The sequence below is a fragment of the Devosia lacusdianchii genome, assembly GCF_022429625.1.
GTDB lineage: Bacteria > Pseudomonadota > Alphaproteobacteria > Rhizobiales > Devosiaceae > Devosia > Devosia lacusdianchii.
Map to the genome: position 1 here is coordinate 3,247,810 of NZ_CP092483.1, position 19,303 is coordinate 3,267,112.

Here is a 19,303-nt window from a genome sequence, read left to right on the forward strand (position 1 = left end):
CAAGTCCGAGGGCTGCGTGGCGTTTGGTGTGAACTGGGCCTTGCGGCCCTTACCCCGGCGGATACCGATGCTCGCCGCCCCGCCAGTCCCGCACGGTAAAGCATCCATCCCCGCCAGCAATCGCACTGGCACCGATATCCGCCTTCCCATATCCGCCTGGAATATCGAGAATATACGTCGGCTGCGCCAACCCCGAAATCCGCCCGCGCAACGCCGCCACCAGCTTCTGCCCATCCTCGATATCCATCCGAAAATGGCTCGTCCCCGGCGCCAGGTCGGGGTGATGCAGGTAATAGGGCTTTACCCGGTTCTCGACGAACGCCTTCATCAAGTCAGCCAGCGTCTCGACATCGTCATTGACGCCCCTGAGCAGCACCGACTGGCTGACCATGGCAATCCCGCCATCCACCAGCCGCGCAATTGCCGCCTTCGCCGCATCCGAAAACTCCCGCGGATGATTGGCATGCAACGCCAGATACGTGGTCTTGCTGCTGGCCCGCAGCGCCGCGACCATCGCCGCATCCACCCGCTCCGGCTCCACCACCGGCACCCGGGTATGAAACCGCACAATCTTGACATGCGCGATCCCAGCCAGCCGCTCCATGATGTCGCGCAGCCGCCGGGGCGACAGCACCAGCGGATCGCCGCCCGTGAGGATGATCTCCCAGATCTCAGGATGGCTCGCGATATAGGCCACGGCCGCATCGAGCTCATGCGCCGTCAACGTCCCCAGCCCCTGCGGCCCCACCATTTCGCGCCGGAAGCAAAACCGGCAATAGACCGGGCACACATGCACCGCCTTGAGCAGCACGCGATCAGGATAGCGATGCACGATACCCTCGACCGGCGAATGCGCCAGATCCCCAATCGGATCCGCCCGCTCCTCCGGCGTGATCACCAGCTCCGCCACGTCGGGCACAAACTGTCGCGCCATCGGGTCATCGGGATTGCCCCGATCGATCAACGCCGCCACATCAGGAGTAATGCCGATGGCATACTTCGCGGCAACCGCCTCAAGCCCAGCCGCATCCGCAACCAGCCCGGCATCTACCAACTCACCAACGGTCTTGATCGGCCGATGCACTGTCATGGCGAGCACCAAGCCCCCCACCCACCGCCCGTCACCCTCGGGCTTGCCCCGAGGGCTCTGCACTTACAAATCGCACAGCAATTATGGACCCCTCGGGGCAAGCCCGAGGGTGACGGCTGAGCGATCGAAGCTAAAAGGACCGCAACACTCATTGCGCCACCGGCGCCCACAGCACCGCCTCGATCCTCGGCGCACCCGTCGCCAGCATCACCAGCCGGTCAAACCCCAGCGCCACCCCGCTCGCCTCCGGCATCAGCTCCAGCGCGGCAAGAAAATCCTCGTCCAGCGGATAGCGCTCCCCATAGATGCGCGCCTTCTCCGCCATTTCACCAGCGAACCGCCGCCGCTGTTCTGCCGCATCGGTCAACTCGCCAAACCCGTTCGCCAACTCGACCCCGCAGGCATAGAGCTCGAAGCGCTCCGACACCCGCCGGTCATCGCCCGCCCGCCGGGCCAGAGCCGCCTCGGCCGCCGGATAACGATCGAGCACCGTCACCCGCCCGATCCCCAGCTTAGGCTCGACCTTCTCGGTCAACACGAGGCTGAACAGGTAGCTCCAGCTCCTGTCCTCCGGCACAGCAAGCCCCAGCGCCTGCATCTGCCCCGCCAGCTTTTCGCCATCGGTCACGCCCTCGCCATCCATCGTCGCCAACAGATCGATCCCTGCATAGCGCGCAAAAGCATCCACAACGCTCAGCCGTTCGGCCTCGATAAACGGATCGCACTCCCGCTCGCGAAAGCGCAGAACCTTGGCGTTCGTAGCCTCCGCCGCCAGCCGCAGCATCACGAGACAATCGTCGATAACAGCACCGTAGGCCTCGCCCGCTCGATACCATTCCAGCATGGTGAACTCGGGATGGTGCAGGGCACTCCGCTCCCGATTGCGCCAGACGTGGCCGAGACTGGCAATCCTCAGCTCGCCCGCCGCCAGCAGCTTCTTCATCGTAAACTCGGGCGAGGTGTGCAGATACATAGGACTCCCCACCCCGTCATTGCCGATCATGACCGTGCCGAAAGCATGCAGATGCGTCTCGTTGCCCGGCGATCGCTGCAGTCCCGGCGGATCGATCATGAGGAAATCGCGGCTCGCCAGATAGTCCCGCAACCGTGCCTCGATCCGTCCCCGTGCCAGCAGGATCGGCCGCCGGTCAGCATGCAGCGAGGGCGTCCACCAGGGTGAGGGCTGCGTGTGTTGCTGACTCATGTGACCTTTATGACGGCCGGGCTGGCGATTTTCGTCCAGATAGGATAGTTGGCGCACGAAAGTCTATTCCGGCGCCAAGAGCTGTATCCACTCGGCCCTGCCTCTACGACGCGCCAACGAGTTGAACAAGGAAGAATAATGGTCAAGGTCATCGCCTCCTCGCTGCGCAAGGGCAATGTCGTCGAGCAGGACGGCAATCTGCACGTCATCCTGACGGCTGAAAACGTCCACCCCGGCAAGGGCAATTCCATCACCAACGTCAACATGCGCCGCATCTCCGACGGCGTGAAGGTCGTCGGCCGCTGGCGCACCGTTGAAATGGTCGAAAAGGCCGACGTTGATGAGCGCGAATACGACTACCTCTACTCCGACGCCGAAGGCCACCACTTCATGGAGCCCGTCAGCTACGAACAGCTCGCCGTGTCCGATGACGTCATCGGCGACCAGAAGGCTTACCTCACCGACGGCATGAAGGTTTACCTCAAGACCTTCGAAGGCAACGCCATCTCCATGGAACTGCCGCAGCGCCTGACCTTCGAGATCGTCGAGACAGAGCCTGTGGTCAAAGGCCAGACGGCTTCCTCGTCCTACAAGCCTGCCGTACTGAACAATGGCCTCAAGGTCATGGTCCCGCCCCATATCGGCGTCGGCACCCGCATCGTGATCCTCACCGAAGACAATTCCTACGTGGAACGCGCCAAGGACTGATCTGCGGCGGCGCTTCGCGCCAACAAAACGCTCCAGTGGAGCGTTTTGAGCAGGTCAGGGCCGGAGAACTACGCTCCGCAGGGCCAAGGCCATCCTCAGGCACTATCTCAGCAAAACGGGCCCCTTCGGGCCCGCTTTCATTTATCCCCGATCTCTCCCGCCGCGTCGCGCCAATTGTCGTCGGCTCGCCCGGCCGGCGTACCTTCGGCCAGCCATCGGTCATAGGCCCGCTGCCGCACATGCATCTCCTTGGCCTTGAGCCAGTAATGCATGCTGCGCCCCTCCGGTCCTCCATCCTGCTGCCACAGGAAATAGGCCGTGCGCCTTATCGCCTCGGCCACGCCAGAATTCTTCCGCATAGGTTCGCCGCCGGTATCGGAGGGCGCGGACATCGGCCCGCACCCCAGGGGTATCAGGCCGCCTTTTGGTTCACATTGGCCTCCGCGACCTCGCTGAGCTTCTTGTCGGTGGCCACTTCCTCCTGCAGCGTCGCATCGAGCAGGGCGGCCGCATCCTTCATACCAAGCTGAAGCGCCCAGGTCTTGAGGGTGCCGTAGCGGGCAATTTCGTAGTGCTCAACTGCCTGCGCCGCCGATACCAACCCGGCATCCAGCGCCGGAGTGCCCTTGAAGTCCTCAATGATCGACTTGCCTTCCTCGATGATCCCCAGGATAGCATCGCAGGTCTTGCCGCGCGCTGGTTTGCCCAGCAGCTCGAAGATTTGCTCTAAGCGCTCGACATGCACCTCGGTTTCGGCCAGATGCTGCTCGAACCCGGCCTTGAGTTCGGGCGACGTTGCCGCTTTCGCCATCTTCGGCAGGGTCTTCACGATCTGCCGTTCGGCGTAGTAGATGTCCTTGATCGTATCCAGGAACAGGTCTTCCAGGTTCTTTTCGGCTGCCATTGCTTTTCTCCATGCGTGGGACATGACGCTGCCGCATGAACGGTCCGCACCGCTCAAAGTTCCTCTCTTGCCACGATCCTTCTGGCCTCGGAGCGCGCCCCGTCATAGGCTCGGTCAAACCAGTGATTGGCCCATCATGACCGCAACGCTCTACCCGGCCGGCTTCTACGAAAACCGCCGCGCCCATACTGCGCACGCCGCGTCCCGCATATTGGCCGCCCTGCCCGCCGCCCTGCCGCGCACCAGCATCGCCGATATCGGCTGCGGTACGGGCACCTGGCTCGCCGCCGCGCTCGCCGCCGGCGCGACGAGCGCTTTCGGCATCGAGGGTGATTGGGTCACGGCGTCAATGCTCGACGATCCCAGCATCGCTTTCCGGCCGGCCGATCTCGAACAGCCCTTCACCGGCCCCCGGGTCGACCTCGTTATGTCGCTTGAGGTTGCCGAGCACCTCTCGCCCGCTCGCGCCGATGGCTTCGTCGCCGATCTGGCAGCCATGGCGCCTGCCGTGCTGTTCAGCGCCGCCATTCCCGGCCAGGGCGGCGTCGGCCATCTCAACGAACAATGGCCAAGCTATTGGGCCGCCCGATTCGCCCACCACGGCCTGCGCCCTGTCGACATTATCCGCCCGGCCATTTGGACCGACGAGGCTATCCCCGCCTGGTATCGCCAGAACACCATGCTCTATCTCGACAACGCGACCCTGGCCCGCCTCCAGCTCGAGCCCGCCGACCCGGCCCTGCTCGACCGCGTCCATCCCAGCTTCTGGTCCCGCGCCAATCGCGAACTGCAATACGCCAATGCGCTGCCGGAATCGGAGGTGTTACGTCGGCGCCAGGAACAGGCTGCGCAGCAGCAGTAAGGAAGAATCCCCCCACCTACCCTCCCCCTGAAGGGGGGAGGTACCGCGCGGTGGATGCGGCGCGATGGTGCCGCAGACTCAATCAGTCCCTTCCCCTATCAGGGGAGATTAGGTGGGGTATCCGCCAAGACGCGCCTTCGCCGCTACCGCGTCGCCCACAGCAGCCCCCGCCGCAGGATCTCCCGCACCGGCCCACCCGCCAGCTCATCCGCCGTATGCGCAAGGGACGAGTAAAACACGCGTCCCTTGTCATGCATGGTCCTGAACACGACCGGCATCACCACATCCTTGCGCCAGGGATGAAACTCCCCCGTAAACGTGGTCGTCGCCAACACCTCAACCGCCGGGTCATAGTTCAGGTAATACTGCTCGCTGGTGTGCTCGAAGCTCTCGATCCCGGCCATGAACGGGTCATCGCCCACATCGACCCGATAGGTGATGATATTCCCGGGATGCTGCACCCAGTAGCAGCTCGCCGCATAGCGAAACGGCACCGAGCTGCGAAAGCTGGTCGCCAGCCCCATATGATACCCCGCCAGCCCGGTCCCGGCCTGGATTGCCTTGATCAGATTGGCCATCTTCTCGGGCGCCAATTGCCCATCGGTGATCACAGGCACGACCAGATCGTTGCTGCCGACATCGTCGGCGCCCAGCGCCTCATAATCGGGCGTCACCGTGACGGCAAAGCCCTCCGCCTCCAGCAGTTCACGCACCACATGTGCGCCCCGCTCCGGCGTATGCAGTTCCATCCCTCCCCAGACGATGAGGGCTTTTTTTTGTGTCACTGTCGGCACCCCTTCGAGACTTCTGTTCCACCGTCATTGCCCGGCTTGTCCGGGCAATCCAACTCGCCGAGCAAGCGGGCGCATGGATCACCCGGACAAGCCGGGTGATGACGATGGCCACGAGCTCAATGTAAGTTCACAGCCCAAATCCCACTGCCCGCGTTCGATGCACGCCTTTGGGCACGAACGCGAATTCCCCGGCCATCCCGAGCAGCTCGGCCGCCAGATGCACCACCGATAGCCACATCTCGGTGCCCTGCAGGCTTGCCGCCTGCCCGTCGGCAAAGGCAAAACCCTCGCCCGACATCCACCGCTCTTCGGCCCGCCCGATCACCGCCCGCGCAATCGCTTCGGCCTCATGGCGACGATGATCGGTCTGTTTCAGGCACAGCAGCAGCGGATGGATCGTGTCGAGCAGGTTGCAGGCCGTATAGGTGCGCCCCGAAAACCCGCCATAATTGCGATAGTTCAGCAGCACCGAGTCGATCGCCCGCTCGGCATTGGGCACCGGCAGCCCGAACTGCGCATAAGTCCCGCGCGTCAGCCGATAGAACCCATTGACTGGCTGCAACAATCCTTCCTCGGCTGTCGTCGATCCCCAAAGACCCGTCGCCCGGTCCTGCTTCAGTGCCAGCCAGCCAAACAGAGTTTCGCGCGCCCTGCCGGTCGAAAAGTACCGCGCGTTGAAATAGAGCGCGGTGCCGATCGCATCCACCGCCGCACCCGCACCCCAGGCCCGCTCGCGCCAACTCAGCTCTTCGAGCCAGTCGCAGAGCGCATCCGCCTCCAGCTCCACCGCCGCCACCGGATGGAGCGGCTGCCCGCCCAGCACTTCGATGGCATAGCCAACCGACAGCACATTGTAGAGCGCCAACCCATTGTCGCGCACCGCCTGTCCCGACGCCGGCGACTGATGCGGGTCGGGAAACAGCCCCGTCACCGGGTCCTGCAATGCCTGCAATTCAGCCAGCGTTGCCGCCACGTCCAGCTTATCGGGCACCGCTCCAAACCCGGCAGCAATCTCGATCGCATCATTGCGATGCCGCGCGCTCCGCCGCGCCGTGCCGTCCGCCTCGCGCGACACATACTCGTCGCCCTCGCGATAGTGCGCCAGCACCTCGGGCCATTGCGCCTTAGCCGCCGCGCCCAGCCGATCGAGTGCACCCGCCGCATCGGACCTGCTCGATTGCCCGCGATAGCGCACCACCTTGGCCGGCACCCCGCCAACAATAGCCAGCGGCGGCACGTCCTTGCTGACCACCGCCCCCGCGGCGATCACCGCGCCCTTGCCCACGGTCACGCCATCAAGCACGACCGCATTGGCGCCAATCCACACATCGTCCTCGATGGTGATCCCCAGGCTTTCATGCTTCTGCATATGAATGGGCACGTTTGGGTCATCGAACCCGTGATTGAATCCGACGATCGACACGTGGCTGGCAATCCGCACCCCGTCCCCGCAGCGCACCTTGCCCGAAATCATCGCATAGGGATTGACCGTGCAATGAGCACCAAACTCCACATCGCCCCGCACCAGCGCATGCCCGGCAATCCAACTGGCCTCACCAAGCATCAGATGCGTCGTAAAGATCGCCGCCTCAGCCGCCACATAGGCCGTCGGATGAAAACTGGCCCCCGCCATCTCCGCCCAATGCGCCTGCCGCGCACGGTGCTGGGGGGACTCGATATCGGCGGGCGTGCGGTCCCAGGTCAGGAACTGAAGTCGGGCCTCGTGCGTGGAGTTGATCTCCCCCGCCGCCGATGTGGGAACCTCCATCCTTGCCCCGCTCACCATCTTCCCCTCTCCCCTTGCGGGAGAGGGACGACATTTCTGCGTTCAGCAGAAATGTCAGGGTGGGGGGTGCTGCGCCCTCCCATGCCAGAAGCAAAGAAGAGGCCCCTCATCCGCCCTTCGGGCACCTTCTCCCGCAAGGGGAGAAGGAAGGGTCGCGCCTGCCATCCGTCTGTCACGCCAACCGCTCCAACAGCGCCGGCTCCACCTCAAACTCCATCGGCTTACCAGCCACGAACCGTTCCACTTCCTCGATCGCCATCTGTCCCAGCCGCAGCCGCTCCGTGCCTACCGCCCCGGCCACATGCGGGGTCAGAAACACGTTGGGCAGCTCATAGAACGGCGATCCAGCGGCCGGAATCTCCGGATCGGTCACGTCGATCACCGCATGGATGCGCCCGGTCTGCAACTCGGCGATCAGCGCCGCCTCATCGATCAGCGCGCCACGTGCCGTATTGATGAACGCCGCGCCATCCTTCATCAGCCGCAATTGCTGCGCGCCGATCATCGCCCGCGTCGACGGCAGCGATGGCGCGTGGATCGACACCACGTCCGACCGCGCCATCAGCGTGTCGAGGTCGACCAGTTCCGTGGTGCGGACAATGGGGTCATCCGCCGCGACGAAAGGGTCGAACAGCAGCACCGTGAAGTCGAAGGCTTCGAGAAACCTGGCCACCTTGCGCCCGATGCGCGACGCCCCCACCAGCCCCACCGTGCGGTGATAGTTGCCGATCGGCTGGTCCATCAGCGCGTAACTGCTGCGCCGTCCGGGGTCGGCGCGATAGTGGTCGCGCAGTTCGAACACCCGCTTGTTGGCATAGATGATCGAAGCCAACGTGAACTCGGCCACCGGCACCGCATTGGCATCAGCAGCGTGCGTCACCCTGATTCCCGCAGCATAAACCGCCGGGTCCAGCGTGAATTTCACCGTTCCGGCCGCGTGGGCGATCAACTTGAGCCGGGGCGCCGCCTTGACCACATCCGCCGTCACGACAGGGCTCCCCCAGCCTGTGACCAGGATGTCGATCTGCGCCAGAACTGCGCGGGCCTCAGCACTGTCGAACTCCTCCAGCGGCTCCCGCCGCACGATGTCGACAGTCCGTTCCAGTTGCGCCAGCGATTGGGTGTCGAACACATGTCGTGTTCGGTCTGCCAGCATGGCAAAGGCTAGTTTGGGTCGCATCAATCGCGCTCCGGCACCTGAATGGCGGTGACTTCAATACCCTCGCGGGCGAACAGCTTTTCGAGCTCGGCAAGATCGGGCGCTGCGGGCACCCGGCCCAGCGCCGCCTCGGCATCGGCTCCTGCTGGCATTGCCATCGCCGCCGTTACCAGCACCGTCGTTCCCGTCGGGAGGTCGCCCCGCAATTGCGGAACAATGCTCTTGGAGACGATGAGGTTCGTATTGGGCAGCGCCCGGAATGCCCGGCCCGCGCGCTTGCCACCAAGATCGACAATGGCGCTCACATCGGTCAGGCCCTTGGCTAGGCCTCGTCCCGCCTCGTCGATATAAATATCGGCGTTGAGATCGGCGCGCCCAATGGCAAAGCCGCCTTCCGTGGCATGCAGCGCCCGCGGCGTCGTGATGCGGTGCACCCTGATATGCCAGGGATTGGCCGGCAGCAGCCAGGTTTCCACCGTCACGTCATTCCACGGCTTCCACCGCGCGAACAGCGTATCGCCGGCGATCTGGGCAACTTCGTTGCTCTCGCGCACCCGGTAATGCAGCCCGTCATCGGTAAAGGCCAGCATGCCGTCGAAGGTGCCGCTATCATAGTCGCGGTCGTCCGACTCCACCGAAAAGCCGTAGCGCGAGGAATAGACGAACTTGCAGTATTTCTCGGCACCCTGGCGCATATGCCAGGTCTTGCGGCCAAACCGTACCTGCTGCCCGCTCGACAGCGCCACCACATTGCCCGGCGTGTGATACATCACCATGCCCGGATGCTTCAGCGGCACCGGCGCCGCATCGGTCACCGCCTCGCTCTCCTCCGCTATCCAGAACGGATGATCCTCCGGTAGCGCCAACGGCAAGAAGGCCTTGAGCGCCCAATAGGGCGAGCCGGCCGAATTATAGCTCTCGCTCATGAACAGGTTCGGATAGCCATAGCCGATCGACAGCACGCCATCGCGATGCGCGATCGGCTTGTCGGCCCACCAGCGCAGGTGGCGCATATACTGCCCCTTGATCTCGCCCCATGGCAGCGCATCGAGATCGGCAAAGGCCAGCGCCCCCCAGATGCCACCGCAGGCAAACCGGTAGGTCAGGCTTCGCCCGAACGCCAGCGTGCCGCCCTCGTCATCAAACCAGTGCCGGATATCCTTGGCGAAAACCGCCGCGCGTTCCCGATAGGCCGCGACCCTTTTCTCGTCGCCCTTGGCGAGCTTGGCGTAGATCAGGCCATAGAAATGCATGGCGAAGGGAATGTAATGATCCGCCCGCCGCACATTGCCGTCGCGATACCAGCCATCGCCCAGATAGAACCCGTCGAGCTCCTCAAGATACTTCTCGGTCAGCGACCGATCGAACTCGACACCACATTCCTCCAGCCCCAGATCGACCAGGATACGGAAGAACTTCCAGTTGTTATCCGCGTAATCAAAGCTGCGAGCATGCTTGAGGTATGCTGCCAGATTGCTTTTGGCTTTCTCGCTCAGCGGCTCCCAAACCAGATGCGGCAGCAACCGCATGGTGAAGCCGATCGCCGCCAGCTCGACCATGCGCTGGTCGGTGCTGTTCACCTGTCCCCAATATTCGGGATGCTCGGGGTCCGTGCCGTTTGCCAGACCCTGCCGATAGAGTTCCCAGTGGTCAAACTTGCCACCGCCCGCCGCCAGCGGCGTCAGCCCCCAGAGCGGCCGGGCGAACCCTTCGAGGTCGGCCGCCGCCCGGTCGAAATGCGCCCCGGCGCCATCGAGCCGCACCCGCGCCCCACCTTCCGAGAAGAACGGCAGCAGTGGATTGAACAGGTCGTGCAATGCCTTTTCGACATCCGCGCGCGTCTTGAGCGGGTTGCCGTGGAGCGGATTGGCGCTGGCCGGATCATAAGTCATTTGGTCTGGTATTCCTGTCTGGCAAATTGTGCCCAACCATCGTCATTGCCCGGCATGTCCGGGCAATCCATCTTCCGCTTGGGCCATGGACCACCCGGACGAGCCGGGTGGTGACGCCGGTGAGGTGTGAGGCACGTCTTCATAAGCGCCCTTCAAATCGAGTTTTTCGGCGAAATGGCAGGCCGCTTCCTGGGCTGTCCCGTTGATCGGGCGCAGTGCCGGTTTCTCGGTCCGGCAGCGATCCTCGGCATATTTGCAGCGCGTCTGGAACGGGCACCCGGCCGGGCGATTGCCGAGATAGGGGATTTCCCCCCGCACTTCCTTGGCCCGCCCCTTGCGCCGCAGCGGATCGGCGATCGGCAGCGCTTCCAGCAGCAATTCGGTATAGGGATGGCGCGGCCGCTCGAACAACATCTCGGTGGGCGCGTTCTCCACCACATGGCCGAGATACATCACCACCACCCGGTCAGCGATGTAGTTCACCACGCCCAGGTCATGGCTGATGAAGATGTAGGTCAGCCCGAACTCGGCCTTCAAATCCTCCAGCAGGTTCAGCACCTGCGCCTGGATCGACACATCCAGCGCCGACACCGCCTCATCGGCAATCACCAGCTTGGGGTCGAGCACCAGCGCACGGGCAATACCGATACGCTGCCGCTGCCCACCCGAGAACGCATGCGGATACCGCCCCACCGCCTCGGCCGGAATACCGACCTTCTCCAGCGTCGAGATCACCCGCTCTTCGAGTTCCTTGCCCTTGCAGATTCTGTGGATGCGCAGCGGCTCGGCGACGATGTCGAACACCCGCATATTGGGGTTGAGCGAGCTCATCGGGTCCTGGAAGATCATGCGAATATCCTGCCGCCATGGCTTGATCTCCCGCTTGTTCAGCGCCGTCAGTTCGACGTCGCCGCCCGACTTGGGGTGATACACCACTCGCCCCGCGCTTGATGATTGCGCCTTGATGATGCAGCGCCCTAGCGTGGTCTTGCCGCAACCGCTTTCACCAACGATGGCCAGCGTTTCGCCTGCCTCCACCGTCAGGTTGATATCGGTCAGCGCATCGAGCCGCCGCTCCGGCCCGAACCAGCCGCCGCTCAGCGTATAATGCTTGGATAGGTTTTCGACCGTCAGCAAGGCGCTCATGCGACTGCCTCCGCTGGTTGCTGCGTCAACAGGTGGCAGCGCGCATGATGCCCATTGCCGACATCCGTCCGCTCCGGCCGCACCGTTGCGCACGGCTCGAACGCATAGGGACACCGGCTGGTGAATGCACAACCCACCGGCCGGTCCTTGGGCGCCGGCACCGTGCCCTTGATCGGCGACAACCGCACCCGATCCGCCTTGCGCGCCATCTTGGGAATGGAGCTCATCAGCGCCTGCGTATAGGGGTGCTTGGGCGCGGCGAATACGTCGAACACGCTGCCCTGCTCCACCACATCGCCCAGATACATCACCGCCACCTCGTCGGCGATCTCGGCCACCACGCCCAGGTCATGGGTGATGAACAGCATCGCCATGCCGAAATCGGCCTGCAACTGCCGCAACAGGTCGAGGATCTGCGCCTGTGTCGTTACGTCGAGCGCCGTGGTCGGCTCGTCCGCGATCAGCAATTGCGGCGTGCAAGCCAGCGCCATGGCGATCATGGCGCGCTGCCGCAAACCACCCGAGAGCTGGAATGGATATGCATCCGCCCGCTCCCGCGCGCCGGGAATGCCCACCTGATCGAGCAAAGCCACCGTACGCTCACGCGCCTGTTTCGGCTTCAGCCCTTCATGGATCACCATCATCTCGTCGATCTGGTCGCCAATCGTATGCACCGGCGAGAGTGAGCTCATCGGCTCCTGGAAGATCATCGAGATCTGGTTGCCGCGGATTTTGCGCAGCGGCAGGCTGTCCTGCTTGAGCTTGACGATATCAGTCGCCGCTTCGCCCGCTGGTTCGAACAGGATCGAGCCGCGAGGAATATTGGCATTCTTGTCGAGCAACCGCAGCACGGCCCGGGCCGTCACCGATTTCCCGCAGCCGCTTTCGCCCACCAGCGCCAGCGTCTTGCCCGGCGTCAACGTCAGGTCCACCTGCCGCACCGCCTCGATATCGGCCTCGTCAGGCGACGAGAACACGATCGACATGTCGTTGATGGTGAGGATTGGTTTATCGGCCATGGGGGTCAGCGGCATCACGGAGGCCGTCTCCAAAGAAGTTCATGGACAGGATGATGATCACCACGCAGATGCCGGGCGTCAGCAGCCACGGCGCGGTCGCCAGCGTGCGGATATTCTGTGCGTCCTGCAGCAGCGTGCCCCAGCTGACGATCGGCGCCTGCAGGCCGAGACCGAGGAACGACAGTGCCGTCTCGGCCAGGATCATGCCGGGAATGGCCAGCGTCGCCGCCGCAATGATGTGGCTCATGAAGCTGGGCACCATGTGCCGCGTGATGATGCGCCAATCGCTGGCGCCATCGAGTTGCGCCGCCGTCACGAAATCCTCGGTGCGCAGCGACAGGAACCGCCCGCGCACCACGCGCGCCAGTTCGGTCCAGCCGATCAGGCTGAGGATCAGCGTGATGGCAAAATAGGTCTGGAGCGCGCTCCAGTCCTTGGGCATGGCGGCCGCCAGCCCCAGCCACAAGGGAATGGTGGGCATCGAGCGGATGAACTCGACCACGCGCATCACCGCGCTATCGAACCAGCCACCGTAATAGCCGGCAAAACCGCCGATAATGATGCCGAAGAACAGGCTGAGCGTCACACCGGCGAGGCCGATGGACAGCGAAATGCGCGTACCGTGGATCAGGCGGCTCAATAGATCTCGACCCAGCCGGTCGGCCCCGAGCACGTAGAACGGCGCTCGCGCTTCCGTCACGCCCACGAACTTGACCGACATCGGGATGATCCCCGCCAGCATATAGGGCTCGCTTGGCGCAAAGAACTGCACCGGAATTTCCGTCTCAGGATCAATCACGAACGTCCGCCGCATCGCCTTGGGGTCGACTTCGCTCTTGTAGCCGTTGACGTGGGGCGAGAATGACCACGAGCCATCCTCAGCGGTGGAGAAAAACTGGATGCCCTGCGGCGGCGCATAAGTATAGCGCGCGCTATATGCCGCCGGATCGGTCGGCGCCAGGAACTCGGCCAGCAACGCCACCAGGTAGAACAGCGCCACCACCCACAGGCTCACCAGCGCCAGCCGGTGCCGCTTGAAGCGGCGCCACATCAGGCCGAGCTGGCTCTCCCGCTTGGCGCGGGCAATAGCGACGGGTGCGGGTGCAATTGCAGTTGGGGTCATGGTTTCCACGGCCATTACTTGCTCCCGTACCGAATTCGGGGGTCTATCCAGGCCAGCAACAGGTCGCTCAGCAGGGTGCCGATGACCGTCAACATGCCCAGCAACATGATGATCGCGCCGGCGAGGAACATGTCCTGCGAGGTCAGCGAGCGCAGCAGTAGTGGCCCGGCTGTCGGCAGGTTCAGCACCACCGACACCAGCACCGAGCTCGACACCAGGGCCGGCAGCAGCCAACCGATGGTGGAGATCAGCGGGTTGAGCGCCACACGCACCGGATATTTCATGATGGTGCGAAATTCGCTGAGCCCCTTGGCCCGTGCCGTGGTGACATAGGGCTTCTTGAGCTCATCGAGCAGGTTGGCGCGCAGGATGCGGATCAGCTCTGCCGTTCCCGCCAGCGACAGCACCAGGATCGGCGCCCAGGCATGGCTGAGAAAATCCCAGACGCGGGGAACGCTCCAGCGCGCCGTCTCGAATTGCGGCGAGAACAGCCCGCCAATGGTCTCTCCGAACCAGATGAAACTGAGATACATCAGGATCAGCGCAAAGAAGAAATTGGGAATGGCGAGGCCCAGAAAGCCTCCAATGGTGGCGAGGTAATCGCCGAGCGAATATTTGCGCACCGCCGCATAGATGCCGATCGGCAGCGCTACCAGCCACATCACGATGACGGCCAGACCTTCGAGCAGGATGGAATTGCCCAGGCGACCCCAGATCAACGTCGTTACTGGCGCCTTCCACTCAAAGCTCTGCCCGAAATCGCCGCGCAGTACGATGCCGCTGATCCATTTCCAGTACTGCACTATGTAAGGCTGGCCGAAGCCATATTGCTGGCGCAGCGCCTCGATCGTCGCCGGATCAACCCGGTCGCCATTGGCCGACAGCGTCGCCACATAGGTTGTGAGGTAGTCGCCAGGCGGCAGTTGGATAATGGCAAAGGCAACGAAGGACACCGCCCACATCGTCAGCACCATCGCGATCAGTCGGTTCGCTATGAAACGCAACATGGGCGTCTCCTGTTCATCAAACTCGGGGCCCACCCCTCTCCCCTTGCGGGAGAGGGACGACCTGACGCGTTCAGCGGAAGGCCAGGGTGAGGGGGTGGATTGGCCCGGATATCGGGGCTTCCGACACCCCCTCCTAGCCTCCCCCCATCAAGGGGGAGGTACTGCCCGGTGCATACCGCCTATCTCGCCCAACACTCGATCGGCATTTCCCCTTGATGGGGGAGGCCGGGAGGGGGTGGAGCAACTCGCACCGGCTTGGTTATTCAACCCCTCGCGGCACGGGGAGCGCCGCGAGGGGCGGGAGGCCGTTACTCAGCGGCGAAGTACCACTGGAACGGATCGTATGGCGCCGGGGTCGGGAACAGGTAGGCATGCAGCATCGTCGGGGCGATGTTCCGCATATTGTTCTTGGCGATGTAGTAGCCGTTGCCGGGGAGGCTGACGCCGATCACTGGGAAGTTCTCCTTGGCGAGCGCCAGGATCTGCTTCATCAGGTCGTCGCGCTTGGCGGCATCGCCTTCGCTGCGCAGCTGGTTGTAGAGGTCCATCTGGGTTTTGACCCATTCGACCGGCTCTTCGGCGATTTCCGGCGTCGAGCCATTGAACCAGGCCTGCCAACGGAAGGCCCACACGCTTTCGCCACCCGACGGCATGTAGTAGCGCGGCTCCTGGATCACATCGAGACCACCGTCGCCCTGCCAGATCTGGGCGTCATAGTCGCCGAGCGGACGCTTGTCGTAGTAGAGCGTGCGGTCGATATTGTTGACTTCGATGTCGATGCCACCAGCCTCAAGCTGAAGCTGCAGCAGTTCCATCATGTCAGTCCATTCCGTACGGAACGCGGCAATGGTGTCGATGGTGATGACCAGCGGCGTGCCGTCGGCAAAGGTATAGAAGCCATCGGCATTCTTGGGCCCAAGTCCTGCCGCCTGGAATGCCGCGTCAGCCGCCTCCGGGTCGAGCTCGGTGTATTGCTTGGCCATTTCCTCGTCATAGAACGGCGATTCAGGGCGCGGCGCCGCCTGGAAGGGCTCGCCCTGCCCGGTAAAGACCACGTCGATGATTTCCTGCCGGTCGATCAGGTGGCTGATGCCGATGCGGAAGTCCTTGTTCTGGAACAGTTCGGCCCGCTTGGGGTCGACATGGTTCATATTGAACTGCAGCACCATAGTGTTCATGTTCGACGGAATGTTTTCGCCCAGGCGATAGTCACCGGCCTCCTGGCCATCGAAGAACAATGGCTGGTTGGCAACCGTGGCAATGTGGCGATCCTGGAAGTCGATCTCGCCATTGAGCGCCATCAGCGTCAACTCTTCGAGCGAGTCGGACACACGCATGTCGAGCCGGTCGATATAGGGGAGCTGATTCCCTTCGGTATCGACCTTCCAGTAGTAGGGATTGCGCACGAAGGTGACGCGGGTTGCGTCGCCCGTCAGCGGCTCCTCGACCATCCAGGCATTCATGAATGGCAGTTCGGGATTGGCGAAACGGATGGTTTCCGTTGCCCACGAGCAGCGGTTGGTCATCCACAATTCCCAGGTTTCAAACCCGGCGGCCTTGGCTTCCTCGGCGGCATTGGGATTGTACTTGGGATAGAACTGGCTGCAGTAATCCTTGCTCAGCGACACCACGGTCAGACCGTTGATCGAGGCCAGCTCGTCCATGATCACGCCATTGGACTTCTCGAAGACGAATTTGAAGGTCGTGTCGTCGACCACTTCAACGGTGACCGGATTGTTCGGGTTCTTGATGAAGGTGCCGGCGCCATAGGTCGGCTCGCTCATCAGTTCGACTGCGAAAGCGATGTCGGCGCTGGTGAACGGCGTGCCGTTATTCCACTTGAGGCCTTCACGCAGCTTGAACGTATAGGTCTTGGCGTCCTCGCTGATTTCCCAGCTTTCGGCCAGGTTCGGAATGATCTGCTTCCATTCGCGGTCGTAGCGGACCAGACCGTCATAGGTCACGGTGCGCCCGATCCAGGCATTATCGAGGCCGCCGCGCAGCGCGCTGCGCCAGGTGCCGCCATAGGTGCCGACGCTTTCCACCGGTGTCACCACCAGCGGATTGGCCGGCAGGCGTTCGGCGACGGGCGGCAACGTGCCGGCTGCCACGGCCTCGTCGAGCATTGGCGCCTGCTGTTGGGCGAAAGCTGCACTGCCCAGCATCAGCATGGCGGTGAGTGCGCCGGTAACGACGCGCCCGGCATGCATGCCTGACCTAAGTCGAGTCTTGTTCATGAATGTCTCTCCCTTGCGGCCGTCTGCTTCCGGCCCGGCGCCTCGTGACGCGATTTGCAAGTTAAGAGACATTTTGCGTCATCGCAAGCATTTTGCGCAAATCACGCAAATAACGCAAATTTGTTCATTTTGCGTCGAAATGACAGGCACATAGGCTGCGGAAAACGCCGGTTGGAGGTTGTAGGGAACAGCGGTTAGTTGGCGGGTTGATGGGCAATGCGGTGTCACATCGATGCCATGCGACGGTTTCGGCACCGCTGCCTAAATCGAAAAGACCGTCTCGCCCGGCACCATGGTGACGCCGATTTCCAGCTGCTGCGGCGCTGTCTCGCCATCCATATGCTGCTGCAAAAGCCGCACCGCGCCGCGCCCGATCGCCTCGCGATCGACCCTGATCGTGCTGAGCCTTGGCGTGGTCATCGCAGCGATCGGCAGGTCGTCGAAGCCGATGATCGAGAAGTCCGGCGAGATGGATTTGTCCCCGCCATAGAGCGACTCCAGTATCTCCACCGCCGCTATGTCATTCCAACTGAACAGCGCTGTCACGTCATGCTTTCCGGCCAGCAGGTCGGCCAGCAATTGCTGGCTCTGCACGTCCGCATTGTAGACCACCGTTCCCACCGTTCCCGGATTTGCCGCAATCGCCGCCTGGAAGCCGCGCTGCCGCAGCAACAATGTCGGCCGGTGCTTCTGGGCATAGTGCATGATCCGAGTGTGGCCAGCATCGATCAACCGCTGCGTAGCCATGAAGGCCCCGTAGAAATTGGCCGGCGACACCGAACTGACCCGCATCTGCGGGTCGCTGCCATTGACCAGCACCACCGGCACGGCGGTCTCGGCAGACCACGCCAGTAATTCGTCCCAGGCATCGATTCCCGCCAGCAACACGCCACCGGCATCGCTCTGCGCGGCCTGCCGCTTGATCATGTCAAGCGTCACGGTAGACTCGTTGACCAGCCGCACGTCGAGCATCATGCCGGCATCCGCCGCCTGTGCCCGCATGCCCTCGACAATGCCGAAATAGAACCCGGCCAGCCCGCTGGTCGCGCTGCCCAATGGCACCAGTGCCACCGCCCGCTTGTCCCCGCTCGCTGCGCTCGTGTTGTGCTTGGATTTGTACCCCAGCGTGCGCGCCATGCGCTGCACATCGCGCCGGACCGCGTCGCTGATGCCAATTTCATTGGCCAGCGCGCGCGAAACCGTGCTCACCGAAACGCCGAGGCGCTCCGCAATATCGGTCTGGTTCGCACGCTTCTGCTGTGCCACGGCTCTTGCCTCGCTTCTTCTCTACGCAATATTTGCGTTTTTTGAGCAAAGCAAGTCCTTGCGAGCACTTATCCTACATTCCGAACCGCTGCCCCAGCCACACCATCTGCGCCCGATCCTGGAAAGCCTGGCCGCCTTCGTGGTTGTTGAACTCGTATTCTTCCATCGTCTTGTCCGCCCCGGCATAGGCATTGTAGGCGCCATAGACCGTCGATGGTGGGCAGATATCGTCCATGACAGCCACCGAGAACAGCGCCGCCGCCGTCGCCTGCCGTGCAAAGTTGACACCATCGAAATAGTTGAGCGTTTCGAATACTTTGGCCTTCTTGTCGCGATGCTGCGCCAGGAACCTCACGATTTCCAGATAGGGGTCGCGGCTGGCCTTCTGCACCGCGCGCGGATAGTCGCAGAGGAACGGCACGTCCGGCATCACCGCCCTGACGCGCCGATCGATCCCGGCCACCGCCAGCGATATCCCACCGCCCTGGCTGCCGCCGCAAACCGCGATCCTGTCCGCATCGACAAAGTCCTGCGCCACCAGCGCATCGATCGCCCGCACCCCGTCGGTGAACACGCGCCGGTAATAGTAGTCGTTCTTGTCGAGGATACCCTTGGTCATCATCCCGGGAATTGACGGCTGGGTACCAACCGGGTCCGGCGTCGCACCGACGCTCCAGCTGCTGCCCTGCCCGCGCGTATCCATGCGGAAATAGGCGTAGCCCGAGGCCGCCCAGTGCAGGCTCTCATGCGGAAACCCACGCCCGCCGCCATAGCCGAGATACTGCACCACCAGCGGCAGCCGCCCGCTGCGATTGACCGGCAGGACCAGCCAGCCCTTGATCGGGTGCCCGCCAAAGCCCGGGAAGGTCACATCGAACGCCTCCACCACCTTCAGCGTGGTGTCGGCCTTGACGATATCGACCGCTCCGCCGGCCGCCCGCGCCTCGGCTATCGTTTCGGTCCAGAAATCCGAGAAATCCCCGGGGGTCTGGACCCCGCTATGATAGGCGCCGAGTTCGGGTTGCAGCAGGTCGGGAAAGGGCATGAGCATCCTCGTATGGTTGCGCCGAGCATGCACGGCCTGGCGCTTCCATACCAGTCGGCGA

Annotated in this window: 17 protein-coding genes; 2 read left to right on the forward strand and 15 right to left on the reverse strand. The window is 63.2% G+C overall.

What is annotated here, in order from left to right; genetic code table 11:
• Positions 1 to 49: 49 nt before the first annotated feature.
• Both MF606_RS16010 and epmA read right to left on the reverse strand, forming a co-directional pair.
• On the reverse strand, positions 50 to 1,090 hold the full coding sequence (locus MF606_RS16010) for a lysine-2,3-aminomutase-like protein (RefSeq protein ID WP_240230345.1): 1,041 nt from the start codon (positions 1,088 to 1,090) through the stop codon (positions 50 to 52).
• A gap of 148 nt (positions 1,091 to 1,238) precedes the next feature.
• Positions 1,239 to 2,294, reverse strand: coding sequence for an EF-P lysine aminoacylase EpmA (gene epmA / locus MF606_RS16015; protein ID WP_240230346.1), 1,056 nt, complete (start codon positions 2,292 to 2,294; stop codon positions 1,239 to 1,241).
• Between the two features lie 138 nt (positions 2,295 to 2,432).
• On the opposite strand from epmA, the gene efp reads away from it, so the two are divergent.
• Entirely contained in the window at positions 2,433 to 3,002 is a 570-nt protein-coding gene (gene efp / locus MF606_RS16020) for an elongation factor P (RefSeq protein ID WP_240230347.1), read from the forward strand.
• Positions 3,003 to 3,139: 137 nt separating this feature from the next.
• On the opposite strand, the gene MF606_RS16025 is transcribed toward efp, so the two are convergent.
• Positions 3,140 to 3,394 (reverse strand): DUF2934 domain-containing protein, encoded by a 255-nt coding sequence (locus tag MF606_RS16025; protein ID WP_240230348.1) that lies wholly within the window; start codon positions 3,392 to 3,394, stop codon positions 3,140 to 3,142.
• 20 nt (positions 3,395 to 3,414) lie between these two features.
• Positions 3,415 to 3,906, reverse strand: coding sequence for a YciE/YciF ferroxidase family protein (locus MF606_RS16030; RefSeq protein WP_240230349.1), 492 nt, complete (start codon positions 3,904 to 3,906; stop codon positions 3,415 to 3,417).
• A gap of 136 nt (positions 3,907 to 4,042) precedes the next feature.
• On the opposite strand from MF606_RS16030, the gene MF606_RS16035 reads away from it, so the two are divergent.
• The gene (locus MF606_RS16035; protein ID WP_240230350.1) at positions 4,043 to 4,768 is read left to right on the forward strand and encodes a class I SAM-dependent methyltransferase; all 726 of its coding nucleotides are present in this window, start codon (positions 4,043 to 4,045) and stop codon (positions 4,766 to 4,768) included.
• A 143-nt stretch (positions 4,769 to 4,911) separates the two neighbouring features.
• On the opposite strand, the gene MF606_RS16040 is transcribed toward MF606_RS16035, so the two are convergent.
• The 11 genes from MF606_RS16040 to MF606_RS16090 form a co-directional block, all read right to left on the reverse strand.
• Positions 4,912 to 5,553 carry a ThuA domain-containing protein gene (locus MF606_RS16040; protein ID WP_275693093.1) on the reverse strand — a complete coding sequence of 214 codons (642 nt, stop codon included), beginning with the start codon at positions 5,551 to 5,553 and terminating at the stop codon, positions 4,912 to 4,914.
• Between the two features lie 136 nt (positions 5,554 to 5,689).
• Positions 5,690 to 7,330, reverse strand: a complete 1,641-nt coding sequence (locus MF606_RS16045; RefSeq protein ID WP_240230351.1) for an acyltransferase — start codon at positions 7,328 to 7,330, stop codon at positions 5,690 to 5,692.
• Positions 7,331 to 7,520: 190 nt separating this feature from the next.
• Positions 7,521 to 8,531, reverse strand: coding sequence for a hydroxyacid dehydrogenase (locus MF606_RS16050; protein WP_240230352.1), 1,011 nt, complete (start codon positions 8,529 to 8,531; stop codon positions 7,521 to 7,523).
• A complete protein-coding gene (locus MF606_RS16055; protein WP_240230353.1) occupies positions 8,528 to 10,399 on the reverse strand; it encodes a DUF2264 domain-containing protein in 1,872 nt (623 codons plus the stop codon). Before MF606_RS16055 ends, MF606_RS16050 begins: the two co-directional genes overlap by 4 nt.
• Positions 10,400 to 10,441: 42 nt before the next feature.
• A complete protein-coding gene (locus tag MF606_RS16060; protein ID WP_240230354.1) occupies positions 10,442 to 11,545 on the reverse strand; it encodes an ABC transporter ATP-binding protein in 1,104 nt (367 codons plus the stop codon).
• Positions 11,542 to 12,564 carry an ABC transporter ATP-binding protein gene (locus MF606_RS16065; protein WP_240230355.1) on the reverse strand — a complete coding sequence of 341 codons (1,023 nt, stop codon included), beginning with the start codon at positions 12,562 to 12,564 and terminating at the stop codon, positions 11,542 to 11,544. The genes MF606_RS16060 and MF606_RS16065 overlap by 4 nt, the downstream gene beginning before the upstream one ends.
• Positions 12,554 to 13,687, reverse strand: a complete 1,134-nt coding sequence (locus tag MF606_RS16070; protein WP_420842264.1) for an ABC transporter permease — start codon at positions 13,685 to 13,687, stop codon at positions 12,554 to 12,556. The genes MF606_RS16065 and MF606_RS16070 overlap by 11 nt, the downstream gene beginning before the upstream one ends.
• 14 nt (positions 13,688 to 13,701) lie before the next feature.
• Positions 13,702 to 14,694 (reverse strand): ABC transporter permease, encoded by a 993-nt coding sequence (locus MF606_RS16075; protein ID WP_240230357.1) that lies wholly within the window; start codon positions 14,692 to 14,694, stop codon positions 13,702 to 13,704.
• A 308-nt stretch (positions 14,695 to 15,002) separates the two neighbouring features.
• Positions 15,003 to 16,904 (reverse strand): ABC transporter substrate-binding protein, encoded by a 1,902-nt coding sequence (locus MF606_RS16080; RefSeq protein ID WP_240230358.1) that lies wholly within the window; start codon positions 16,902 to 16,904, stop codon positions 15,003 to 15,005.
• A gap of 288 nt (positions 16,905 to 17,192) precedes the next feature.
• The gene (locus MF606_RS16085) at positions 17,193 to 18,197 is read right to left on the reverse strand and encodes a LacI family DNA-binding transcriptional regulator (RefSeq protein WP_240230359.1); all 1,005 of its coding nucleotides are present in this window, start codon (positions 18,195 to 18,197) and stop codon (positions 17,193 to 17,195) included.
• A gap of 73 nt (positions 18,198 to 18,270) precedes the next feature.
• Positions 18,271 to 19,242 (reverse strand): acetylxylan esterase, encoded by a 972-nt coding sequence (locus tag MF606_RS16090; RefSeq protein ID WP_240230360.1) that lies wholly within the window; start codon positions 19,240 to 19,242, stop codon positions 18,271 to 18,273.
• Positions 19,243 to 19,303: the final 61 nt, after the last annotated feature.